Annotated in this window: 24 protein-coding genes, 2 tRNA genes and 1 pseudogene; 13 read left to right on the forward strand and 14 right to left on the reverse strand. The window is 66.9% G+C overall.

From position 1 onward, the window contains the following. Positions 1 to 135 precede the first annotated feature (135 nt). From ACIBH4_RS37400 to ACIBH4_RS37415, 4 genes are all read right to left on the reverse strand, one after another. Positions 136 to 885, reverse strand: a complete 750-nt coding sequence (locus ACIBH4_RS37400; protein WP_362770191.1) for an Imm10 family immunity protein — start codon at positions 883 to 885, stop codon at positions 136 to 138. Between the two features lie 314 nt (positions 886 to 1,199). Beyond that, a complete protein-coding gene (locus ACIBH4_RS37405) occupies positions 1,200 to 1,739 on the reverse strand; it encodes a hypothetical protein (protein ID WP_362513665.1) in 540 nt (179 codons plus the stop codon). A gap of 433 nt (positions 1,740 to 2,172) precedes the next feature. Then, positions 2,173 to 2,262, reverse strand: a tRNA-Ser gene (locus tag ACIBH4_RS37410). A 262-nt stretch (positions 2,263 to 2,524) separates the two neighbouring features. Next, positions 2,525 to 3,088, reverse strand: a complete 564-nt coding sequence (locus ACIBH4_RS37415) for a YceI family protein (protein WP_362513662.1) — start codon at positions 3,086 to 3,088, stop codon at positions 2,525 to 2,527. A 96-nt stretch (positions 3,089 to 3,184) separates the two neighbouring features. On the opposite strand from ACIBH4_RS37415, the gene ACIBH4_RS37420 reads away from it, so the two are divergent. Beyond that, positions 3,185 to 3,718 (forward strand): MarR family transcriptional regulator, encoded by a 534-nt coding sequence (locus ACIBH4_RS37420; RefSeq protein ID WP_362513658.1) that lies wholly within the window; start codon positions 3,185 to 3,187, stop codon positions 3,716 to 3,718. On the opposite strand, the gene ACIBH4_RS37425 is transcribed toward ACIBH4_RS37420, so the two are convergent. Continuing rightward, complete coding sequence (locus ACIBH4_RS37425; protein ID WP_399173735.1) at positions 3,678 to 4,193, reverse strand: SigE family RNA polymerase sigma factor; 516 nt, start codon at positions 4,191 to 4,193, stop codon at positions 3,678 to 3,680. The two genes, ACIBH4_RS37420 and ACIBH4_RS37425, sit on opposite strands and share 41 nt — an antisense overlap. A 293-nt stretch (positions 4,194 to 4,486) precedes the next feature. Here ACIBH4_RS37425 and ACIBH4_RS37430 point away from each other — a divergent pair, with 293 nt between their 5' ends. Continuing rightward, the gene (locus tag ACIBH4_RS37430; protein ID WP_362513654.1) at positions 4,487 to 5,437 is read left to right on the forward strand and encodes a hypothetical protein; all 951 of its coding nucleotides are present in this window, start codon (positions 4,487 to 4,489) and stop codon (positions 5,435 to 5,437) included. Between the two features lie 5 nt (positions 5,438 to 5,442). Beyond that, positions 5,443 to 6,288 carry a MauE/DoxX family redox-associated membrane protein gene (locus ACIBH4_RS37435; RefSeq protein ID WP_362513651.1) on the forward strand — a complete coding sequence of 282 codons (846 nt, stop codon included), beginning with the start codon at positions 5,443 to 5,445 and terminating at the stop codon, positions 6,286 to 6,288. Positions 6,289 to 6,407: 119 nt separating this feature from the next. On the opposite strand, the gene ACIBH4_RS37440 is transcribed toward ACIBH4_RS37435, so the two are convergent. Both ACIBH4_RS37440 and rplK read right to left on the reverse strand, forming a co-directional pair. After that, entirely contained in the window at positions 6,408 to 7,589 is a 1,182-nt protein-coding gene (locus ACIBH4_RS37440) for an ATP-binding protein (protein ID WP_329088482.1), read from the reverse strand. Positions 7,590 to 8,041: 452 nt separating this feature from the next. Further along, a complete protein-coding gene (rplK, locus tag ACIBH4_RS37445; protein ID WP_362770189.1) occupies positions 8,042 to 8,467 on the reverse strand; it encodes a 50S ribosomal protein L11 in 426 nt (141 codons plus the stop codon). A 425-nt stretch (positions 8,468 to 8,892) separates the two neighbouring features. Here rplK and ACIBH4_RS37450 point away from each other — a divergent pair, with 425 nt between their 5' ends. Beyond that, the gene (locus ACIBH4_RS37450) at positions 8,893 to 9,696 is read left to right on the forward strand and encodes a M15 family metallopeptidase (protein WP_362770187.1); all 804 of its coding nucleotides are present in this window, start codon (positions 8,893 to 8,895) and stop codon (positions 9,694 to 9,696) included. 211 nt (positions 9,697 to 9,907) lie between these two features. On the opposite strand, the gene ACIBH4_RS37455 is transcribed toward ACIBH4_RS37450, so the two are convergent. Then, positions 9,908 to 10,318: a VOC family protein gene (locus ACIBH4_RS37455; protein ID WP_362513765.1), complete on the reverse strand. Its 411-nt coding sequence runs from the start codon at positions 10,316 to 10,318 to the stop codon at positions 9,908 to 9,910. An 84-nt stretch (positions 10,319 to 10,402) separates the two neighbouring features. Further along, a pseudogene (locus ACIBH4_RS37460) lies at positions 10,403 to 11,014 on the reverse strand (DUF4328 domain-containing protein); the annotation flags it as partial. A gap of 159 nt (positions 11,015 to 11,173) precedes the next feature. Here ACIBH4_RS37460 and ACIBH4_RS37465 point away from each other — a divergent pair. Next, positions 11,174 to 12,037, forward strand: a complete 864-nt coding sequence (locus ACIBH4_RS37465) for an NUDIX hydrolase (RefSeq protein ID WP_362770185.1) — start codon at positions 11,174 to 11,176, stop codon at positions 12,035 to 12,037. 9 nt (positions 12,038 to 12,046) lie between these two features. Here ACIBH4_RS37465 and ACIBH4_RS37470 read toward each other — a convergent pair whose 3' ends face one another. Continuing rightward, positions 12,047 to 12,859, reverse strand: coding sequence for a PrsW family glutamic-type intramembrane protease (locus ACIBH4_RS37470; protein WP_362513637.1), 813 nt, complete (start codon positions 12,857 to 12,859; stop codon positions 12,047 to 12,049). A gap of 140 nt (positions 12,860 to 12,999) precedes the next feature. Between ACIBH4_RS37470 and ACIBH4_RS37475 the strand changes: the two genes are divergently transcribed. From ACIBH4_RS37475 to ACIBH4_RS37495, 5 genes are all read left to right on the forward strand, one after another. Next, a complete protein-coding gene (locus ACIBH4_RS37475) occupies positions 13,000 to 13,767 on the forward strand; it encodes a hypothetical protein (protein WP_362513634.1) in 768 nt (255 codons plus the stop codon). A gap of 57 nt (positions 13,768 to 13,824) precedes the next feature. Then, positions 13,825 to 14,247 (forward strand): hypothetical protein, encoded by a 423-nt coding sequence (locus tag ACIBH4_RS37480; RefSeq protein WP_362513631.1) that lies wholly within the window; start codon positions 13,825 to 13,827, stop codon positions 14,245 to 14,247. A gap of 3 nt (positions 14,248 to 14,250) precedes the next feature. Further along, positions 14,251 to 14,637, forward strand: a complete 387-nt coding sequence (locus tag ACIBH4_RS37485; RefSeq protein WP_350942077.1) for a hypothetical protein — start codon at positions 14,251 to 14,253, stop codon at positions 14,635 to 14,637. 188 nt (positions 14,638 to 14,825) lie between these two features. After that, positions 14,826 to 15,050: a hypothetical protein gene (locus ACIBH4_RS37490; protein ID WP_362770183.1), complete on the forward strand. Its 225-nt coding sequence runs from the start codon at positions 14,826 to 14,828 to the stop codon at positions 15,048 to 15,050. 402 nt (positions 15,051 to 15,452) lie between these two features. Then, the gene (locus tag ACIBH4_RS37495; RefSeq protein WP_362770181.1) at positions 15,453 to 16,352 is read left to right on the forward strand and encodes an integrase; all 900 of its coding nucleotides are present in this window, start codon (positions 15,453 to 15,455) and stop codon (positions 16,350 to 16,352) included. On the opposite strand, the gene ACIBH4_RS37500 is transcribed toward ACIBH4_RS37495, so the two are convergent. After that, a complete protein-coding gene (locus tag ACIBH4_RS37500; protein WP_362770179.1) occupies positions 16,328 to 17,101 on the reverse strand; it encodes a hypothetical protein in 774 nt (257 codons plus the stop codon). The genes ACIBH4_RS37495 and ACIBH4_RS37500 overlap by 25 nt on opposite strands. 451 nt (positions 17,102 to 17,552) lie before the next feature. Continuing rightward, entirely contained in the window at positions 17,553 to 18,095 is a 543-nt protein-coding gene (locus ACIBH4_RS37505) for a flavoprotein (RefSeq protein ID WP_362513617.1), read from the reverse strand. Positions 18,096 to 18,181: 86 nt separating this feature from the next. On the opposite strand from ACIBH4_RS37505, the gene ACIBH4_RS37510 reads away from it, so the two are divergent. Beyond that, positions 18,182 to 18,430, forward strand: coding sequence for a cell division protein SepF (locus tag ACIBH4_RS37510; protein WP_362513614.1), 249 nt, complete (start codon positions 18,182 to 18,184; stop codon positions 18,428 to 18,430). A gap of 177 nt (positions 18,431 to 18,607) precedes the next feature. On the opposite strand, the gene ACIBH4_RS37515 is transcribed toward ACIBH4_RS37510, so the two are convergent. Continuing rightward, positions 18,608 to 19,006 (reverse strand): nuclear transport factor 2 family protein, encoded by a 399-nt coding sequence (locus ACIBH4_RS37515; RefSeq protein ID WP_362770177.1) that lies wholly within the window; start codon positions 19,004 to 19,006, stop codon positions 18,608 to 18,610. An 87-nt stretch (positions 19,007 to 19,093) separates the two neighbouring features. Here ACIBH4_RS37515 and ACIBH4_RS37520 point away from each other — a divergent pair, with 87 nt between their 5' ends. Both ACIBH4_RS37520 and ACIBH4_RS37525 read left to right on the forward strand, forming a co-directional pair. After that, entirely contained in the window at positions 19,094 to 19,867 is a 774-nt protein-coding gene (locus ACIBH4_RS37520; RefSeq protein WP_362770175.1) for a helix-turn-helix transcriptional regulator, read from the forward strand. Positions 19,868 to 20,104: 237 nt separating this feature from the next. Beyond that, positions 20,105 to 20,183, forward strand: a tRNA-OTHER gene (locus ACIBH4_RS37525). A gap of 596 nt (positions 20,184 to 20,779) precedes the next feature. Here the strand turns inward: ACIBH4_RS37525 and ACIBH4_RS37530 are convergent. Beyond that, entirely contained in the window at positions 20,780 to 22,102 is a 1,323-nt protein-coding gene (locus ACIBH4_RS37530) for a helix-turn-helix domain-containing protein (RefSeq protein ID WP_399173742.1), read from the reverse strand. Positions 22,103 to 22,443 lie beyond the last annotated feature (341 nt).

Below are 22,443 nucleotides of genomic sequence, written 5' to 3' on the forward strand. Positions count from 1 at the left end.
CGAACCCGCGCCGTCAGCTTGGGAAGTGCGTCGAGTACGGCCGGTAGGGCTGCCGGCTTGAGCTTCGGGCCAGTCGTGAGTGACCGCGGTTGACGCCTCGTCACCCTGGTTGACAGCCCGCCGATGGCCCGGCGGTCAGAGATGCATGCCCTGGGGGTGCTGGTCGTGACGGCCGGACAGCAGGATCTCTCGCAGGCTGCTTCTGAGCAGTTCGACGCCGCCCTCGTCGATCTGGAGGTCGATCCGGACGACGGGCTCCACGTTCAGTTCCTTCGCGGCCTCTGCGGTGAAGTGGAAGGTCAGGCGGCCGGAGTCGATTCCGCAGTGAGTCACGCCGCCATAGGTGGTTCCTGCCTGGTCCTCGCGGACGATGCAGTACGTGTCCATGCCGAGCCCGGTCTCCTGCTCGTCAGGTTCCTCGGCGGACATCATGAAGATCAAGGCGTTCCCGGTGCCGTCCTCGTGTTCGGCCATCCCGAAAACGATCGTCTCCGGGTCCTCGTCGCGGCCGACGGTTCGCGCGACCATGGTTCCCAGCGGAGGCCAGGCCGAGCCGGGTTCGCTGTCGGCCGGTGAGGTGAGAGTGGAGTCGCCCTCAGGCAGGGGCACACCTTCGGGCCAGGCGGCGCGCATCCACGACGGGGTGAGATCCGGCCTGCGCGGGAACATGGTCAGTTCCTCCACATAGGCCCAGGCGGGCACATCGACGGCTTGGGCAAAAGGCAGCTCCATCCCGAAGGCGGGCGGCATCATGTCGGTGTAGTCCTGGGAGAAAGGCGACTCCATGCTGAAGGTCTCCATCATGGAGTCGTACGACTTCCCGCGCAGGCTGTAGCCAAGCCGACAGACGAACCACGTCCCCTCACCCGGCTTGTACTCGGCCACTTTCAGCCGGTGGAAAAGGTCACCGCGGTCCTCGCCATCTCGAGTTTGCCGGGAACCGTCCGCCATCCGATAAGTGATCGCGGTTATGCCGAAGGTGCCGAGCTGGCAGCGAAGGACGTCGACCTCCTGCCATCCGTCCGGGGCGCAATCCCGCACAGTTCGCCCGATTTCGAGGCAGAGTTCGTGCGTGAGGTCGGACGACATACTCACCGCGCCTTTTCCGTTGAGCGAACGAGAACAGGAGTTCATCGGGCGTCTTTTCAGTCGTTCCCGCCGCCATGATCATTTCCTGCATATTACACGGGAGCATGATCTCAAGGACAGTTCCGGGGATCCTGGCCCATTCGCTCGAAAGCGTCCAGAGAGAGCACGACGTCGATGTCTTGTTGCCTCTTCTCATCCCATTCCTGTATCAGCACCCGGCCCGGGGCGATCTTGGCGGCATCGTCGAGCTCGAACTTCACGTGTCTTAACGAACTGGTGTTGTCGTTGGTGAAGCCGTACGCGTTGTAGGTGATCGCTGGATCCAGAGAGGGAGGCTTGGGCGTGATCACCCAGTCACCGGCGGGGGCGTCGAGTCGAAAAGAGGCGCTCTGTCCGTTCAAGGTGGGTGCTTGGTATACCGCGTCGTCGATGTACGCATCGTCGGGGTTGCTGGTCGGGCTCCTTCGGGGAGTGACACGCTCGTGGTAGAGCTTCACTCCGTCCGGTGCAGGCCCACACCAGGCCAGTACGGCGATGAGGTGACCTGACTCGTCCACACTGATACCGACATAGCCGTTGGCGGCGACTGTGCAGCCAGTGAGACAGGCCAGGAGTGTTCCCATAAGTACTGCGCACATCCAGTTGCGCACGCCCCGACCGTACGCTGCATCGGACGCCTTTCCCAACGGTGATCAGCCACGTTACCGGTGAGCCAGGGTGGAGAACGACCCCTGGCTCACCGATCGCCCCCGACCATGTACGGTGACCAGCCAAGCTCAGGGCCACGCTGTACGAGTTGTGCCAGGCCGGAGGACAGGGCTTCATCCGGCGCACCCTCCAGTTGGAAGGCAATCCGGAAGTTCACGGGACCTATCGATGGCCGATCCGGCAGGCCAGCGATATATGGAGGGCGTTGCTCTCCGGGGAGGCCCGATAGGCGGATGCGGCAGCATAGTCGATCTTGATCTTCCGTGTCGCCGCATCACGAGTCAGCGCCCAACTGCAACTCGAACTGCAACCACGGTGGTGTTCGGAGATCAGAAAGGCCCTCTCCCCATGTCTCGGGAGAGGGCCTCTGAACTGCGGAGGCTCGGGGATTTGAACCCCGGATGGGCGGTAAACCCAAACCGCATTAGCAGTGCGGCGCCATAGACCTGACTAGGCGAAGCCTCCTGGTGGCCGTTCGGCTCAGCACAGAGTACCGGCCATCAGGCGAGGCGGCAAAGTGGTTGACGATCACGTCCCGGGCAAGAGTTGGGGGAGAGTTATCCACAAGCAGTGGATAACTCTCCTCGCCCCTGTGGACAAACCGGGGAATCCACAGCTGGGTGTGGCGGAAATCCTGTGGATTCCCAGTTTGCGAGACGCTACATCTCACGATGTGAACACTTCCGAGGCCCCGACCGTCCGGTGAGGCCTCGGGTGGTCACGGAGATCAGGCGGCCGGGTTGGCCTCGCCCTCGATCTCGATCTTGATCTTCTTGCCGACCAGGACGCCGCCGGTCTCCAGCGCCTGGTTCCAGGTCAGGCCGAACTCCTCGCGGTCGATCTCGGTCGTGATCGAGAAGCCCCAGACGTCCTGGCCCCACGGGTTGGTGCCGGCGCCGCCGTACTCGACGGTGAGCTCGACCGGCTTGGTGACGTCGCGGATGGTGAGCTCACCGGCGAGGGTGAACTCGTCGCCGGAGTGACCCAGAACGCGGGTGCTGCGGAAGGTCAGCTCGGGGAACTTCTCCGCGGAGAGGAAGTCGTCGCTGCGCAGGTGGCCGTCACGGTCGGGGGCACCGGTGGTGATGCTCGCGGTCTTGATCGAAAGCTGCGCGGAGGAGTCGAGGGGGTTCTCGGCGATGGTGACGGTGCCGGCGAACTCGTTGAAGTGACCGCGAACCTTGCTCACCATCATGTGCTTGACGACGAAGCCGATCTGGGTGTGGGCGACGTCCAGAGCGTAGGTGCCCGGGGCGGGGATCTGAAGGTTCTCCCAGGTCCGAGTGGTCATTTTCTGCTCCCGAAGAGATGCTTGCCGGTTGGATGTTTGCGTCAACAGATTTCTACACGAGGAATATTCCTCTCGTCAACTACTGTCGGGTAGGGTATGACCGTGAACCACTTTGACGACCCCCGACTGACGGCGATGGGCCTCCTCGCCGAGGTCTACACCGGCATCGCGGCGAAGTCGCATGAGTCCTTCGCGGCAGCGGGACTTTCGGAGATCGACTTCGAGACGTTGATCAGGCTGGCGCGCTCGCCACAGGGGCGGCTGCGCATGAGTGATCTGGCGGCGCAGACGAGCCTGTCCACGAGCGGGACGACCCGGGTCGTCGACCGGCTGGAGCGCGAGGGCCTGGTCATGAGACAGGCGTGTTCCACCGACCGGCGAGCCTCCTACGCGGCCATCACCGAGACCGGTGCCGACCGGCTCGGCGGCGTCCTCCCGCAACACCTGATCGACATCGAGACCTGGTTCACCGGGCTTCTCCCCCCCGCGGAGCTCGACTCCTTCCTCGCCACCCTCAGGACCATCCGCGACGCCGTACGACCGTGCGCCACCGCGGGGGCCGAGAACTTCCGGCAGGAGGAGGGCGCGCTCATCCCGTCCGATCCAGGTGCCGCGGCTCGGAGGGCGTGAGGTCCCCGCGAAGTTTGGCCATCCCCCGGGAGACCGTGCTCTTGACCGTCCCGACGCTGATCCCCAGGGCCTTGGCGATCTCCGGCTCGGTCATGTCCTCGTAGTAGCGCAGGACGACGGCGGTCCGCATCCGGGTGGGCAGCCGGTCGAGGGCCTGCTCGACACGTTCCGGCAGGTGTTGGCCGCCCGCGGCGACCGGCTCGGGGAGCTCGCCCGACGGGTACTCCTCCAGCTTGCGCCGCCGCCACCAGGAGATGTTGATGTTGACCATCGCCCGGCGTACGTAACCGTCCAGGGCTCCGCGGTCCTGGATGCGGTCCCAGGCGAGGTAGGTCTTGACCAGCGCCGCCTGCAACAGGTCCTCGGCGTCGCTCGGATGCCCGGTGAGCCGGTAGGCGGCACGCAGCAGCGCAGGGCCGCGAGCAAGGACATACTCGCGGAACTCGTCGTCGGTCCCGCCGGTCACCGCGATCACCAGCCTGTGCTCCAGGTGCTTAGGTGCCAGAATCGCAGTCCGAACCCATACTGCGGCTGAACCGAAATCTATATTTCATCCATCAAAGGTAAAGATCGGCTTCGATGGGCGATGGAACACGCAAGAACCATTAGATAGCGGTTTGTTGTGGGGTGGGCACCAATGCGTTCCACCAGGGAGGGGAACTTTAGTACCTGGTTGGACACCTGCCGTGATTATTCGTGGAGCGGACAGCGGGATTCCGCGAAGCGTGTGACGCTGGCTGCGACACCTCGCAGAATTGGGGAGCGACGATGCCCTATCGCAGCGCCGATCGCCGCCGTACGCTGGCTGCCGCCGCGCTTGGCCGGACCGTCCAGGAGCCGGGCCCTCTCCCCTTCGAAGGTGAATCCTTTCACGCGGTCAGCGGCACCATCCTCGACGTCAGCCCGCATCTGATCGTCGTCGACACCCCGGAGGGCGAGGAGGAGCGGCTCGTCATCGCCCCGTGGGCGACCGCCTGGCGCGGCGAGGCCGTCAGCCCCGCCGACCTCCCCCGGGGGGCCAACGTGATCATCAAGGCGCTGCGGTCCGGCCGGGTCGTGGACCGGATCTGGGCGGACATCACCAGGATCACCGGGGTGATCCAGTCGATCGGTACCGAGGGCAAGGACCACACCGTGGAGCTGTACTGCGGGCCGCACCGCGGGCGGCGCACGATCGTCATCCCCTACCGCTCCTCCGGCCGGCTACGGGTGAGGCATCCGCGGTTCGAGCCCGGCTATCTGTTCGACGCCATCGGGGTCCGCGAGGACGGTACGGCGCGGGCGCGGTTGCCCGCGACCTCGCAGCCGCCTTACCGGTGGACGGCCGTACCGCCACCGCCCTCCGGCTACATCGGCGTGCAGTCGCGGATCTCGGGCACGGCGACCTGGTCGGACACCTTCGACGACGGGGAGCAGGGGGTGGCCTACCCCATGCTGGAGCGGGCCGACACAGCGTGCGACGACACCGGGGTGTCCTGCGCGGCGTTGCCGTACCTGGCGCTGGGGTCGATGCTCAACGTGCGCAACGTGTGCGCCGGGCGCACCTCGCTCCTGCCGATCGTGGCCTGCGGCTGCCTGGCCGGCCGATTCTGTGACCGGTGCCTGGAGTGCGGCACCTCCCCGCGCGGCCGGATTCTGGAACTGTCACCGAGTTCCTTCGTGGAACTCGGCGGAGACCTGACCACCGGGTGCTTCAACGTCCGGCTTGGAATGGGGTGACACGGATGTTGACGACGATCGCCGCCGCACAGCTGCCGGTCGTGTTCGTGCTGCTGGTCGCGGGCACGGCCGCGAAGGTCGAAACGGTCGTACGCGAGACCGAGCCGGGCATGCTGAGCAGGCTGGGACCGGCCGTGCTGGTGCCCGAGCGCTGGCGCGCGCCCGCGATGCTGTGCTGCGCGTTCGTGGAGTTGTTCCTGGCGAGCGGGCTGCTGCTGACCGGTCATCCGTTCTTCCGGTGGGCAACCGCCGGGTTCTTCGCCGTCTCCACCTACGTCCTGTGGGAGCTGCGGCGTCGCCGTCCGGACGCGGGCTGCGGCTGCTTCGGCGAGGTCAGCGCGCTTCCGGTGGGACGGCGGTCGCTGGGCCGCACCATGGTGCTGACGGCGATGTCCCTCGGACTGCTCCTCACCCCGGGGATTTCCGGCTGGGAGTCGATGGCGGATCTGACGTGGACCCACGCGTGGGCCGCGCTCGCGGGGCTGCTGCTGCTCGCCGCGCTCTCGCCGGAGATCGAGGAGACGGTCGCGAGACTCCGCCACCGGGCGCCCTGTGAGCAGCGCCGCCTCGACCCGGCCACCGCGCTCGGACGGCTGCGGTCGAGCGCCGTCTGGCGTTCGCACGTGGGACTGCTGTCGAGCAAGGATCCGGTCGACAGCTGGCGGGAGCTGTGCTGGCGGTTCTTCGTCTATCCGGGCAACAGCCACGCGGGCGCCCCCGTCGACGTGGTCTTCGCGATCTATCTGAGCGGACGGCACCCGGCGGTGCGGGTCGCCATGGTCGGCCTGGACGGGCGGCCGGTGGCGACGGAGTCTCTGCCGGAATCTCTGCCGATATCGGCTGGACGCTAGAGAGCCCTAGATTTTCCTAGGGCAGCACGATTGAGCTCTATATGGCTCTCTAGCTTCCCCACTAGAGAGCCATATAGAGGGCTAGGGGTTCCCGTACATTATATCGAACAAGCGTTCGATCAGACCGGTTGTGACCGCAGGAATTTTCCGAAGTGCGGAACGGTGAACGCGATCAGCCCGCGTTCCGCGCTGTAGATGAGGCCCTTCTTGATGAGGCTGTCACGGGCCGGGGAGAGACTCGACGGCTTGCGGCCGAGCCCTTCGGCCACCTCGGCGGTGGCGACGGGCTCGTCGCCGATGGCGGCCATGGCGTGCATGTAGTCGCGCTCGGCGGGGGTGGCTCGCTCGTAGCGGCTGCCGAAGAACCCGACCGCGAGCTCCTCCTCGGCCTCCGGCGCGGAGACCCTGATGTCGTCGGCGGTGATCGGGCTGCGCAGCGCCAGGTCCCAGGCGACCTTGCCGTACGCCTGGACGAAGTAGGGGTAACCGTCGGCGGCCACGTAGAGGGCGTCGAGGGCGTCCTGGGTGAACTCCACGCCCTCGCTCTCGGCCGGGGCGATGAGCGCGAGGTCGGCCGCCTCCCGGTCGAGGCGATCGATCCTCGCGTAGCGGAAGAGGCGCTCGGAGTAACTCTTGCTCGCCGAGAGCACGCTGGGCAGGTGCGGCAGGCCGGCGCCGACCACGATCAGCGGGCCACCGCTCTGGGAGAGCTCGTGACAGGCCGCGCAGAGCGCCGAGACGTCAGGGGCCTGCACGTCCTGCATCTCGTCGATGAACAGGGCGATGCCGACCCCCAGGTCGGTGGCGACCGCGGCGGCGTCGACGAACAGCTCGGTGAGGTCGATCTCCAGGTCTCCGGAGTCGGCGCGCCCTCGCCCCGCGGGCACGTCGATCGCGGGCGACCAGTGTGAGGTGCCCTTGGCCGCGGACGGGTCGCGCATCGCGAACGCCTTGAGCACCCCGAGGAACTCCTCGATGCGCTCGGGCGCCCGATGCCTCGGGGCGAGCTCCCTGATCGCCATGTGCAGGGCGGCGGCCACCGGGCGGCGGATCGACTGGTCGGGTCTCGCCTCGATCTTGCCGGTGCCCCACAACCGCTGCATGGCCATCGACTTGAAGGTGTTGAGCAGAACGGTCTTGCCCACGCCGCGCAGCCCGGTGACCACCATGCTGCGCTCGGGGCGCCCTCTGGCCACCCGTTCCAGGACGATCTCGAACTGCTGTAGCTCGCGGTCGCGGCCGGCGAGCTCCGGGGGGCGTTGTCCGGCACCGGGAGCGTAGGGATTGCGCACGGGGTCCACGCTCTCGGACTTTATGACGGGATATAGCGGCCTGCTTAGAATTCCGTAGAAAGCGCTACGGCGTGTCGCGCCGCCCTCCGCCGGCGGGCGAGGGAGCGGGGGGCACGCCGTCGACGGCACCGCGAGCATCGCCATGGCACACCCCTCACCTGGGAGAACGTCAGACCGAACCCGTGTTCGATCCCGTGCCCATGACTGTAGCGCGGGTTCGAACACAGGCGCGATACGTTTCGATGAAAAGCCTCCCCAAGGAATGTGGGCCCCCACGCCAAGCGACCACGAATCCGGGCGAAGCCGCGCAGGTCCCCGCCGGCCTGAGCCGCGCAGGACATACGGGTCTCACGGGACGTACGGCCGTCGCAGCGGGGCCGGTCCGCTCTCCGGGGCCGTCATCCGACTACGCGTCCTGAGACACAGGCCATCGTGACAGCGCCGCGGCGGCACACCGGGGCTCAGTCCCGGACGGTCAGGCCCATCGAGCGGGCGGTGCCGGCGACGATCTTCTCGGCCTGGTCGAGGTCGGCGGTGTTGAGGTCGGGCAGCTTGGTCCTGGCGACCTCTCGCAGCTGCGCGCGGGTGATCGTACCCGCCGCCTGGTGTCCGGGACGGGGGCTGCCCTGAGCAAGGCCGATCACCCGGCGGATCAGCGAGGCCGTGGTGGGCATCTTGATCGTCAGCTCGAACGAGCGGTCCTCGAACACGGTGACGACGACGGGGACGACGAACCCCCGGCGGTCCTGGGTGGCCGCGTTGTACTGGCGGCAGAACTCCATGAGGTTCAGGCCCAGCGGACCCAGGTCCTTGCCCACGGCGGCGGGACCGGCCTCACCGGCGGGGAGCTGGAGTTTCGCGATCCGGCTGACCTTCTTCTTCGACATGCCCGCCAAGCTAAAATCTCCCGTTACTGGAGATTCAACGGAATAATCACCACCGTGAGCCACGCGATCGGACAGCTCGCCGGACTCGCCGGACCGCCGGTGAGGACGAGCCGCCCGTCGAGCGGCTCGACGCCCGACTGGGGCCGACCGAGATCCTCGATGATTTCCGCGCTTCCCCGCGCGAGAGGAGCGGCGGCTTCTGTGAGAACGGCGCCGAGGTCGGTCCGACGGCCTGGCGCGAGGCGAACACCCTGATCACGAAGAGCGCGCCGGGCGATACCGGGAGCCGGTGGCCGCCCGCGATCAGCAGCACGCCCCGGGCCGCCGGAGCCCACGGTCGGTCGCGGCCGCCTCCCAGCCCGGACAGGCCGATCATCTACAATGGTCCTTTGTCGCTTTTGTCTGTTTTTCTGAGGAGGCGGCACGTGTCAGGTTCCCGATTCATGATCCGTACGCGGGCCGTGCTCGCGGCGACCGTCGGCTGCCTGGCGGCGGCCTCGTGTGGTCCGGCCACCTCCCAGGCCGCCCCGGCCGCGCCCCCGGCCACCTCCGCGCCGATCTCGGCGTCCTCGCCCTCCTCCGGGGTGGCCACCCCCGAGCCGTCCGTCACGACGCCGACGGCCGGCCCGTCCACCACGGTGTCGCCGACTCCGTCGGGCCCGCCGGAGTTCGCCGCGAAGGTCTCCCGGATCGCCCGTGAGCGGCTCGAACACTCGTGGCGCCCCGGATGCCCGGTTCCGGTGGGCGACCTGCGGCTGATCACGATGACCTACTGGGGCTTCGACGACAAACCACACACCGGCGAGCTGGTCGTGAACAAGGACGTCACCGACGACATCGTCTCCGTCTTCCGTCGCCTGTACGACTGGCGCTGGCCGATCCGCAGGATGGAGCTCGTCGACGTCTACAAGGCCAGCGACTTCGCCTCCATCGAGGCCAATAACACCTCGGCCTTCAACTGCCGCCCCGTGGAGGGGACGAACAACTGGTCCAAGCACGCCTACGGCCGGGCGATCGACATCAACCCGCGCGAGAACCCGTACGTGTACGCCAACGGCTCGGTGGCGCACAAGAACGCCCGCGAGTTCGCCAAGCGCCCGCTGCGGGCTCCCGGAGTGATCAACCCGGGCGACCGCGTGGTCAGGGCCTTCGAGCAGAAGGGCTGGGAGTGGGGCGGCTCCTGGTCCGGTGCCAAGGACTACCAGCACTTCGCGAAGGGCGGGAGCTGAGGCACGGGGAGGTGCTCGCCCCGCGGCTGGAGCAGGGCGACCTGCCCATCCGGCACTGTCGGGGGACCGGGAGAAGCACTTGTCCGGCGGCGGTGCCGATACGAGTTCAGCCGTACGCCGGTGAGACGTCGACGAGAGCCGGGCTCAGTCGTACGCCGGTGAGACGTCGACGAGAGCCGGTCCTGGCACGTCGGCAAGAGCCCGGTCCGGGCTAGCCGTACGCCGGTGAGACGTCGGCGGGCTGGAACAGGTCCCAGCGGTTGCCGTACAGGTCCCGGAAGACGACGACCTGGCCGTACGGCTCGCTGCGCGGGGCCTCCTCGAAGACGACGCCCGCCGCCAGCAGGCGCTCGTAGTCGCGGGTGAAGTCGTCGGTGTGGAGGAACAGGCCGACCCTGCCACCGGTCTGGTCGCCGACCCTGGCCTCCTGCTCCGGCCCGTTGGCGCGTGCGAGCAGCAGCGCCGTCTCCCTGGCGCCGCGCGGGCGGACGGTCACCCAGCGTTTGCCGTCGCCCAGCGGCGTGTCCTCCAGGAGTTCGAAGCCGAGGACGTCGAGGTAGAAGCCGATGGCCTCGTCGTAGTCGCGTACGACGACGGTGGTGAGACCGAGATAGGACCCCACCGGTGGCCCGTGCCTCTTCAGGGGTCCTCCCCCCGCGGGCGGGCCGGCACGGGCGCTCTCCTGAAGGTTGGTGATCGTCAGGATGATCCGGGCGGCGAGCAGGCCCGCGACGAGCGGCAGCGGGACGCAGGCGACGAGGACGACGGTCTCCACAACGGTCATGCCCACGTACCCCAGGGGCACGGACGCCGCCTCCATCACCGTCCACGCCAGCCATGTCAGCCACCACGCCCAGACCAGACCCGAGCGGCGTCCCCGGTAGAGGTCGGTTCCCGGCCGCAGCCCGCCGGGCCTTGAGGTGGTCAGGATGTCGTCGACGAGCCCTTTGGGGACGAACAGGTTGACGAGGGGGGCGACCCATCCGAACACCAGGAACGGCGTGGCGTACCTGTGGAGGACACCGGGAGAGATCGCGTACGCGTTGGCCCGAGCACGGAACGACCAGCACACGAAGGCGATGCCCGCCGCCAGATGGAGGGCCAGGAAAAGAAGGAGAACCGGGGAGAGGAGCAACACGTACACGGCGTTCCACTCGTCGGCCGTCCGCCACGACCAGCCCTCCCGGTAGAGGAGCCGAATCACCGAGGTCCCCGCGGAGAAGACGGAGCTCAGCGCGATCAGGGTGAGGGCCACGGTCGCGAACGCGCGGACCGGCTGCAGGACGCGAACAGGTGCGAAACGCGCGCTCGGATACATGTGGGTCCTTCAACGAGGATCAAGACGGCAAGTATGCCGGATCACGACATAGCAGCATGAACGATTTTTACCTGCTGGTTGTCCCCTCCATCCCCGGCGTCTCCCTGATCGGCCAGGGGGCGGAGAGTTCTCAACCGTGTCCTGGGACATCATGAAGTCATGACGGCGAGGGACGGGGACGGTTGGGCCCGGTGCGATCTCGGGCACCGGCACTGGGGGGTGTACGGCGCGGCCGGTCTGCTCGCCGTCCACCACGACCCCATGGACGGGCCCCGCGTCCTGATGCAGAAGCGCTCCGCGTGGAGCCACCACGGCGGCACCTGGGGACTGCCGGGCGGTGCCCGCGACAGCCACGAGGACACGATCGAGACCGCGCTGCGCGAGGCCTTCGAGGAGGCCGCGCTGGACGGTACCGATCTGCGGGTCCAGGGCGTCTACCTCGACGACCACGGCGGCTGGTCCTTCGAAACCGTGATCGCCGAGGCTTCCGAGCTGCTGCGCGTGGTCCCCGCCAGCGCCGAGAGCGACGATCTGCGCTGGGTCCTCACCGAGGAGATCACCGCGAGGGAGCTCCACCCCGGCTTCGCCGCGACCTGGCCGGTCGTCGGCCTCGTGCTCACCCCCTCTCTCGTCGTCCTCGACGTCGCCAACATCGTGGGCGCCCGCGCGGAGCACGGCTGGTGGAGGGATCGCGCGGGGGCGGCGGCCAGACTGCTCACCGAGGTCGGCGCGAGCGCCGGCGACGGCCGGTTGACCGTACCCGGCCGTACGCCGACGCTGGCACGCTGGTTTCCCAGGCTGACCGCGATCGTTGAGGGAGCCGCCCGCGGCGTCGCCTCCGTACCCGGCGTCCGTGTGATCGCCGCGCCGGGGAGCGGGGACGACGCCGTCGTCCAGGCCGTACGGGATGCGCGGCCGTGGGAGCACGTCCTGGTCGTCACCGCCGACCGAGAACTGCGCGAGCGGGTCACGGAGCTGGGCGCCGAGGTCACAGGACCTCGGTGGCTACTGGCACAGCTCTGACCCCGTGGATCAGGCGCGGGACGGCTCCGGTTCCAGGGTCGGCACCGGTTTCAGATCTCGGGTGGCCCGGTGGAACAGCCAGTAGCTCGTCACGGCGGTGGCGATGAAGAACAGCCTCGCCGGCCGGGGGATGTCCAGGATGAGCAGGCCGTCGCCGAGCGAGTGGAGCATGGCCGCCGTGACGAAGGCGACGACGATGGGCAGGGCGACGACGGCGCGCCCCCGGACCTCCCAGACGCCGAAGGCCACCGCGCAGACCAGGCCCGTCCAGACGAGGTGGCTGAAGGGGGTGCTGAGGCCGCGCAGGAGAAGGACCGTGCCCGCGCCCATGGCACCGTCGTGGTTGGCGACGCTCTTCCATGCATAGGCCATCGACTCCATGATCGCGAATCCGGTCGCGCAGGCCAGGCCGAGCGCGACCCCCGCGGCCTTGGTGAGGTGACGGCCGGTGAGCGCGACCGCGAGGGGCGGGACGAGTTTCGCGGGTTCCTCGATCCAGCCGACCCGCAGGATCGAGGTGCTGTTCTTCTCGGAGATGAGAAGCGCGTCGAAGTAGCCGCCGAGCAGGAGCGCGACGCCCCCGCCGAACATGAACATGCTCGCCAGCGTCATGGCCGGCACGCTGGTGGCGATGTGGATACGGTCGTGGACGGCGAGCAGGAGCGCGATGGGCCCCGCCGCGGCCCCGTAGAAGAAGGCCGCGGGCAGGACGGCCTGGTTACCGGCCACCTGCATCATGGTGATGAGCGAGAAGGACAGAACGATCAGGGCGATCCACGCCTTGAACCATCGATGCCGGTAGAAGCGCAAATGGTCTCGCATGGTAGGTAATTTCCCAGTAGGTTTGCCCTAGATTCGGGCGATTTGTCGATGTTTACCTAAATGTCGACTCCAGCGCGATCACCGGACCGATGACGTGGTCAGCCGAGAGCTGCGAGCGTTATGATCACTTTTATCCGCTCTTGCCAGTCCCCCGGAGACCGCACGTGGGCTACCCGCCGCAGTACGGCCAGCCGCCCCGTGGCGAGACAGGACGAGGACTGGCCGCGATAGTCATCATGGCCATCGGGGTGGCCATCGGGGCCCTCATCACCGTTCTCACGGTGCTCAACCCGCCCTCGTCACCGCCGAGCACATCCCCGACGAGCAGCGGCGAGCACTCGGAGGTCTCGGTCCGCCAGGCCGTCCAGCCGGCACTCGACGCCTACAGCAGCGGGTTGTACGGCGACTTCTGGGACCTGTGGACCGTCGAGGCGCAGGGGCTGATCGCGCGGGAGGAGTATGTGAGGCTGTTCGAGATCTGCCCGCCGCTTCTGACGAACTCCCCGCTCACCATCTCCACCGTCACGATCACCGGCGACAGCGCCAGGGTCGAGGCGACCAGACCCAGCGAGACGACGGAGTTCGGCTTCACCTTCGAGAGCAGTGCGTGGCGGTACGAGCCGTCGCCCGAGGAGCGTCTCACCTACCAGGCGCCGGTCGACCAGATAGCCGCGCAGCGGCGGGCCCTGGGACTCTGCGGCGCGACCACCCCCACCCCCGGCGCGACCACCCCCACTGCTCCCACCACTCCTACGAACCCCGGTGATCCTTCCGTTCCTACGAATCCCGCCGATCCCTCGGTCCCCACGAACCCTGGCGATCCTTCCGTTCCCTCCGGCCCCACGAACCCTGGTGATCCTTCCGCTCCTACGAATCCCGACATTCAGCCGCCAGGGTTCCAGCAGTGATGACCTTTGATGCAGAAGTGCTGCCATAATCCGCAATTCGCAGCTACTGTCGAACTCATGGCCCACTCCATGCCGACATGGCGAGACGGCACAGGATCGGAAAAACCATCATCAAATGATCACGATGGCGCCAGACAAGAATCGGACTCGGTTCCGCTGTGGCTGGCGCACCTTCAGCTCAGAGAAGGGCAAAAGGAAATCAGCGCACCGGTTTCTGATACAGCTATCACCATAGAGCTGGATAAAGCAGATTATGAGGCGCTTTCCCGGAAGGCACGACTGACCGGAAACCGCGTCGCCGACGTGATCCACGCGGCCCTCCAGAGAGAGATCGGCAACAAACCCCACGTGATCACCCTGATGCGCCGCTGGAACCTGCATCGCGAAGACCTCGACACGGCGGCCGACTCCCTCGGGGTCGACCAGCTCTCCGAGGCGGAGTGGGGCCAGATCGGCATTCGTCGTTTCCGGAGGCGCTGAGCCATGCTTCCCGGTCGAGTGCTCGACGTGAGCGCACTGGTCGACATCGCGGTAGCGAAGACCGAATACTCCCGCAGCGTCGCGGCCATGTGTCTCTTCCGTGGCGGCGGGATATGCGTCCCGGCGACCAGTCTCGCGGCTGTCCTGTCCATCTCCCCGATCTCGACCCAGGTGGAGCTGTTCGAGCTCGTCACGACACCCGGCGTGAAGATCGACGACTTCACCCACGGGAAGGTCGGGGACATCGCGGAGATCCTCGACGGATCGCGCGACATCACGGCCGGACACGTCGTCTGGTGTGCCCGCGCCACCAAGTGGCCCATCCTCACCGATCGCGGGGCGGAGCTCGTCCAGTACGACCAGAACATCGAGATCGATCCCCTGCCCTGACCCGCTCCCCTGCCGGGTGAAGCGGCCGAGCGGCGCGCCGGTACGGCGGCCACCGCCGACCGTGCGACCCGACCCCCGGGAGGGGCCTTACATTCATACCTTTTCAGTCAAAAATGATGCCAAATATCGTCATACGCACGATCGATTTTCTAGGCCGCGGCTTTCACACTGGAAGAGTGACATTCCAGATGAGGCGCATCAAATTGGAGATTCCTGACGGGCCGGAATACGACCAGGTGCGCGATATGCACGGTCACGCGGTCACGGTGTTCGCGTCCACGGAGATCAACGGCGAACGTTCCCTGAAAATCGGCAGCAGGACCCTGCTGCTGAGGAAGGTGGGCGAGGACGAGGACGAGGAGGGACCGCTGGACGTCTACCGGGCCGAGTCCATTTCCGAACCCTCGTACTGACATCCGCCCCCTTTGAGGGTCCATCTCCACCGAGGATCCCCCCTCTTCGATGGTCCGTCCCGCGCCCCGGATCCCGGTCGCCGCGTTCCGGTGTCCCATCCCCGGCGGCTCCGTGCCCTGGTTTTTCCGTGCCCGGCTCATCTGCCTCGCTCGTCCCCGCACCGGTGCGCCTGCCTCGAAGGACCGGTGACGCCCCGCCCCGGATCCATGACTCGCCGTACGGGACGCCCCGAAGGCCTGAAGATGTGCCACGGCGGTAAGCCGCGAAAGACGTCCCGCGCGGAGTGCGTGCAAGAGTACGCCGCAGACATCCCGCGCGGAGTGGGCGAGAGTACGCCCTTCCAACCGGGGAACTCGTGAGGGAAACGCGCACGCCCGTCCAGCACGAGGAGCTCCGACCCGATGCGCATCACCTTCGCCACCGAAGCGGCACCCGGCAGGCAGAACGCGGACGCCGACAAAACTACGGACACCGCAGATATCACGGACACCCTGGACAGCACGGACAGCGAAGACAACGAGGACTTCTTCGGGGCGACCCCGGACACCTTCGTCCTCCTCGACGGCGCCGGCACCCCCGCAGGAGCGGAGACCGGATGCATTCACGGCGTCGGCTGGTACGTACGCTCCCTGGGCTCGACCCTCCTCGCGGGCATGACGCAGGACTCGGGAACGCTCACGGAGATACTCGCGAACGGCATAAAAGCCGTCGCCTCCCTCCACCACTTCCTCTGCGACCTCACCCATCCCGGATCGCCGTCCGCCACAGTGATCATGGTCCGTCGTATGGCGGGCAACCTGGACTTCCTCGTTCTGTCGGACTCCGTCCTCCTCCTGGACGTGGTCGGCGAGGAGGAGCCGACAGTCGTCTGTGACGACCGGGTGAACCGGATCGGCAGGGCGCATCGATCTGCCATGGACACCCTCGCCCACGGAAGCGCCGAGCACGTGACCGCGCGCCGGGAGTACGTGGAGACCATGCGGGACCACCGCAACCGCGAGGGCGGTTTCTGGATCGCCGCCGTCGACCCGCTCACCGCCGAGCGGTCGCTCACCGGCACGCTCCCCGCCGACCGGGTCCGGGCAGCCGCCCTGCTCAGCGACGGAGCCTCCCGGCTCGTCGACCTGTTCGAGCTGGCCACCTGGCGCGAGGCCCTCGACGTCCTCGAACATTCAGGACCCGGCGAGCTGATCCGCAGGGTCCGCGAGGCGGAGAACGCCGACTCCGACGGCTCCCGCCGGCCCCGAACGAAAACCCACGACGACGCGACGGCCGCCTACTGCCTGTTCGGCCGAGGGTGAGGATGCGGCTGAACGCCTCCCGGTGCGGTCTGACTGTCCCCGCGCGACGGGCGATCATCTGATGATCTCCCCCTGAGCGGCGAAGGACCGTCCAGGTGAAGGAAGAGTTCGTGCGCCGAACCGATGCTGGCGCGCAACGCCCGCTCCAGCTCATCGGCCTCACCCGCGAGATATCCGATCTCAGGCATGCCCAGGGCGTCGGCGCCCGACTCGACGAACAACTCCTCATAGCGCGGCAACCGTTCCACCAGCGCCTCGATCTGACCACGGGCCCGGTAGGCGCGTTCGGCGTCGGCGACATGAGCCGCGTAGCGCTCCAACGCCTCGACCTTCGCGATGACAGCGCTCTCACTGCCGGCGAGTACTCGCTCCAGCGGCTCCATCGCCGCCGCCACCTCCCGGGTGACCCCACCACGCACGAGATCGCGGTGTTCTCCACGCAGGGAGGACAGCTTGGCCAACAGGCGCGCGACCTCCCACTCCTGCGACGGCAGCATGACGGCGTTCCGTACGTCGTCAAGCAGCCCTTCGGCGTTGACACGCGATCGCAGGATGGAGTCGACCGCCGTCCGCGCCCGGCCGAGCAGGCGGCTCGCATCGGTGTCGAAGTCATCGGACAGAAGATAGGAATCCCGGTAGCGGTCCGCGAGAGCGTACAGTTCCCGCTCCGGAGTGGCGCTCTCCTCGGAATCCCCGGCGGCTCTGATCGCGAGGTGAAGGCAGTACGCGAGCATGATGAGCAGCAGCACTGCGAGCCAGGCTCCTCCTCCGAGGAAAAGCACCATCAGAAAGCCGACCCCCGCGAACATGCCACCGGCAGCCGGGAGATCTACGGACTTCCTTCGCGGAATCTCCGGTGGCCTCCAACCGGCCCGTATGCGCCCGAGCAGGGAGGGATTCGCGCGCAACAAATCCGCGATCTCCGAGGGCAGGCTGGGATCGACCACCACAAATGATCGCTGTCTTCCTGGTCCTTTCAGATACTCACCCCCCTGTTCCATGGGTCATTGTAGGGTCCGAAAGTCGGAGTAGACGTGAGCCGACCGATCGAAATCGGATAACTTCAGAAGAAGGCATGCGCCGCGAAAACCAGGGGTGATCCCGCATCACCCGATAATCGCGGACACGTAATGCCTTTCCAAGGCAGACCGATAATCCCCGGGATCGACGCGACCCATGGCATCGACTCTTCGCCCCGCGCTATGGGCGGCCGCCGCGTATCGGGCGAGGCCGTTTCCCCGAGATCTCCTGGAGAGCGAGGGCCCATTCGTCTCCGGTGTCGGTCGGGTCGGGTCCGGAAGGGCTGGGCAGGACGCGGACGCCTTCGGCCCTGAGGCTCTCGACGCTCCGGCGGAACGGCGCGCGCGTGGCGAGAGCGTCGTTGACGAAGGGGAGGACGACTACGGGGATGCCGAGACCGGGGGCCTCGGCGAGGAGGCCGAGGGCGTAGGTGTCGGCGATGCCATGGGCGAACTTGTTGACGGTGTTGTAGGTGGCGGGGGCGACGATGATCGCGTCGGCCCTGGGCGGCTTGGGCTCGTCCGGCCTTCGATATCGGCTGCGGACGGGACGCCCGGTCTGCCGTTCTAGGACGGGGACGTCGATGAAGTCCAGCGCGGACGGGGTCGCGACGACCTGGACGACCCAGCCCTCGTCCAGGGCGAGGGCGACGAGACGGCCGACGTCCCGGGCGGCGCCCGCCGCGCACACGATGACGTGGAGAAGCCTGCCGGACTCAGTCACGCGATCACTCCCGGGTACGCGACATATTCGCGGGTTCCAAGCAGAAGACACCTTGACGGGTGTGACGGACGGTGGAGACTTGTCCGGTGGTCAAAACACTACGTCCCCAGAACTACAACGAGGCGATCTACGTCGGACACTTCTTCCGTACGGGCATGCCCGTGGTGATGGATCTCAACGGGCTCACGGACGACGAGGCGAAACAGTTCGTCGACTTCGCCGCCGGCCTGGTGTTCGGCAGAGGCGGGGACATGGACCGGCTGTCCCCCAAGGTCTTCCTGCTGATGCCTCGCGAGGCGGGCAATCGAGTGCCGGCCGTCGAAAGGACACCGTAGGCCGGACAGTCTCACGGAGGCGCCTCGCCCCGGCCCGCCCACCCGGGAGCGCCGGGCGGTCGCTGTCGTCCCCTATCGCCCCTGGCGTGACGCGGAGATGTGCGCCCCACCCCGCTCAGCGCGAACGCGAGATCGTCACGGCGCGGGCAGTCGACCGGTATGCCGTACGGTCAGCGATCAGCGAATCTCCCACCACTTCAGGTTGGCGGCCGCGTGGGAGGTCGGCTCGATGATCTCCCACGCCTCGGCGATCAGACCGTCGTTGAGCCGCCAGATGTCGACGACCGTGATCTCCGGCCCTGCACCGGGCAGCCGACGCCGCGAATGCATCACGACGTGTTCACCGTCCGCCAGCACGTGCTGGATCTCGACCTGCATACCGGCGAGCGGGACGAGCGCGGCACCCACGGCGGCCAGCCATTCCGGCTTCGTATGGAAGGTCGCGTCCGGCCGGTGGTGGAGGAAGTCGTCACTCAGCAACGGCGCGAGCGCGTCGACGTCGCCGGTCGCGACCAGTGCCGTCAGCGCCTGCTGGACGATGCTCTTGTTGTCGTAAGCCATGTTCTGCGTAGTCATGGGCAGCAGTGTTTCCACCTCCGGGGTGGTTGTCGATGAAATCCCATTTCATGGCGTTCGGCTGTTCGATGAGTAGCATCGACGTTCATGTACACGGTGGGTGAACTGCTACGGCAGTGGCGACATCGCCGGCGACTCAGCCAGCTGGATCTCGCGATCGCCGCCGACGTGTCGGCTCGTCACGTCAGCCTGGTGGAGACCGGCAGGTCCCACCCGAGCGCCGAGATGATCCTGCGGCTGGCCGAGCAGCTCGACGTGCCGTTGCGTGAGCGCAACCGGCTGCTGCTGACTGCCGGCTTCGCGCCCCGCTATACCGAGCGACCGCTCGATCAGGAGGCGCTGTCGGCGGCCTGGGGCGCGATCGAACGGGTACTGCGCGCGCATGAGCCGTATCCGGCGCTGGCCGTCGATCGTCGGTGGAACATCGTGATGAGCAATCGCGCCATCGACCCGTTCCTCGCCGGCGTCGCCCCCGACCTGCTGGCCCCGCCGATCAACATGGTGCGGCTGGGATTGGATCCGCGTGGGCTCGCTCCACACATCGTCAACCTGGCGCAGGTGCGTGCGCTACTGCGTATCCGGATCACACGACAGCTCGCCACGGCTCCCGACCCCGAGCTCACCGCACTCTACGAGGACCTCCTCGCCCCCCACTCTGAGGAAACGAGCAAACCGGTCGAGTCCGAGGTCGCCATCCCAATGATCTTCAACTTCGGTGGGCGGGAGCTGCGACTGTTCTCGACGACCACCACGTTCGGCACTCCGATGGACATCACCCTGGACGAGGTCGCGATCGAGTCGTACTACCCGACGGACGCTGAGAGCGCCGCCTACTTCACCTCACCCGACATCGGCATGTAGTCTCGGCGCCTCCTCGGTTCGTCACGCAGATCATGAACGAGCCAGCCGGTCATGTCAGTCCAGCTCGATCCTGGGCTACACGACTCATCGGCTCTCAGAAAGTGGACTCGCGTGAGCTGGCCATACTTCTCATGGTGCCCTTCCCGGGAAGCCCGCCTCCACGCCTTCTTGGTAGGCCACACCCTGAGTATTGTTTCGAGGTGAGGTGTCAGCGCGCTCCCGTAGCCTCCTCTCTGCGCTCTTGTCGTTCAGCGGCCAAGGATCGGGGCATCCCTCCGGGGAGCCCCAGACGCCGGTTCGAATCCGGTCGGGAGCGCACTGGAAGCCCTCGTCACCCCTTGGGATGGCGGGGGCTTCTTCGCGTTCCTGCGCGGCCGAGGGGCAAAGCACGTATGCTAATGAAAGCCACATCGGGCGGTGGCCTATTCGGATGGTCAATCAAGCCGCCCCGTCCTATTAGGAGGGACCATGGCCCTTAGCCGTCTTGCCCGCGAATTCGCGGCAGAGATCGCAAACCACGATTGGCGAGATGCCCCTTACCGGCTAGACCGTGCTGGCCACAGCTGGGAGCAGGATTCCCCTAGTCGCCGCAGTGACATCACCCTCGACACTAATGAGACATTCCACGTCCGTACGAACGTCATGTGGGTCGCAGCACAGGTACTCGGCCACCGCGATCCCAACTTCAACATCGGCGAATTCGCTAAGGAGTGTGGAGTGTCTGGTTTGTCGGAGGCCACATTGAGATATGGCACTCGGCGCGAAGAAGACGGTAGCTACAGTAAGCCGGGCCCGATCGAAGAGTGACCCAATCCCACCCGGCCCGGAGGCCGGGCGGGCATCGCTGTGTCAGCGGTCAGGTGAGCTTCCCCCATTAGCCCGAACACCGGCGGGGGCGTCGTCATAGACGGCTCAGGCTGAGCGACCTCCCGCCGTAAGGGCGCGCAACTCTCGTACGGCGGGTAGGCCACGGGCTTCCTCTGGAGCGACTTTCAACACGATGCGAGCTGCCGCCTTCACCCGGGTGTCCCATCGCTCGGCGGGAAGTCTCTCCATGATCTGCAATGCCCGCTGCGCTCCCCCGACAGGGTCAGTGCGGGCGTGTATGGCCGCGTTATGGAAGGCCAGCAACGTTGCCGTACGGTGCTCAGGCTGATACAGACCCTCAACGGCACTCTGCGCGTCGGTCGCCCGCGTGGCGTCTCCGGCAAGGGTGTAGATCACGCTACGGGCATAATGCATCGAGCCGGGGTCCGGAGCGCTGACACCAGAGGGAAGCCGGTCGAACACCTCCTCAGTCACCCGCCAGGCGGCTATGGACTCGTCGTGACGGCCCAACATCGCGAGGACCTGCGCTTCACTGCCGCAGTTGTCCACCAGGGACAGGCTCGGCTGGTCTCCGGCGAGACGACGAGCCAATTGCGCGACGGCGAGCACCGCGTTGAGGTCCTCGCCGGGATCCTGCCGCCGGTAAGCCGCTTCCCAGCCGATCAGCCCTGACGCCAGCAGGGTATCCCCTGCTCGCTCGCTCAGGGTGCGTGTTTTCTTCCACCATCGATGCGCCTCACGGTGATGGCCTAGGTCGAACCACTTGCCCGCGATCAGCGCGGCGTGTCGGGCGGCGGCATGGGCCAAGCCTCGATCCACTGACTCGGGCTGGAAACGGTTGAGATGGGGAGCCATGTCGGCGAAGTCGGCCGCGAGTCCCGCCAGTACGATGGCGGGCGCATCGACATACGCGCGCCTGACATGGACGTCGGCGGCGTCCTCCCAATCGTCGATCATCTCCTGTGACACGCTCGCACCGGAGATTCGAGGCTCGGATGCCTGCCAGGCATCTGTCAGGGTGGCCAACACAGGCGCCACAGCACCACCGACGGCGACGACGGCGGCATCCCGCATCAGTCGTCTGCGCTCCATGTCCTCACCCTCATCCCGGATTGAGGCTTTTGCCTCGACGGTACTCCTTCGTAACTGATCGGCGTCAGCCATCGCGGCATGAAGCGCCCGTGTCATGAGTTCGCCCCCGGCACCGAGTTCGGCGTCAAGGACGGTAATCGCTGCGGCGGACGGACGGTGCTTCCCCTGCTCCCACTTTCCGATCAGGGAGTAGTTCCACCGGATCCGCTCGGCGAGATCACGCAGGCTCAGCTCACGACGCTCCCGCCATGCTCGCAGAGCGCGGCCGAACTCCTGCCAGCCCGCCGAGATGTTCGATGTCGATTGTCCGGTCACGTCTGTCCTCGCGATCCGTTGCATGCGTTGCGACGACACTGACGCAACGCAATGTGCCTTGCTCCACACTCACCGTGACTTCAACTATGGCACCAATCAGCGTTACGTAAAGCGGAACCCCGCAGGCGGACAGGCCATACGGGGTTCCTTGATCAGGAAGCGAGTCCTGACCCGATGAACAACCCTAATGCTCCGGTTCTCGACCGGGTTACGGTGGACGGCTGTGCCTGTTTCGCCGACGCGTCACCGCTGCCGATGGGATGCGCCGTCTGCGGACATGCCCCCTACGCTCACCACTGCCTTGGCCAGGCCACCGACCACGAGTACGCGCAGCCGACCGG

The organism is Streptosporangium sp. NPDC050284 (genome assembly GCF_044459525.1).
Taxonomy (GTDB): Bacteria; Actinomycetota; Actinomycetes; order Streptosporangiales; family Streptosporangiaceae; genus Streptosporangium.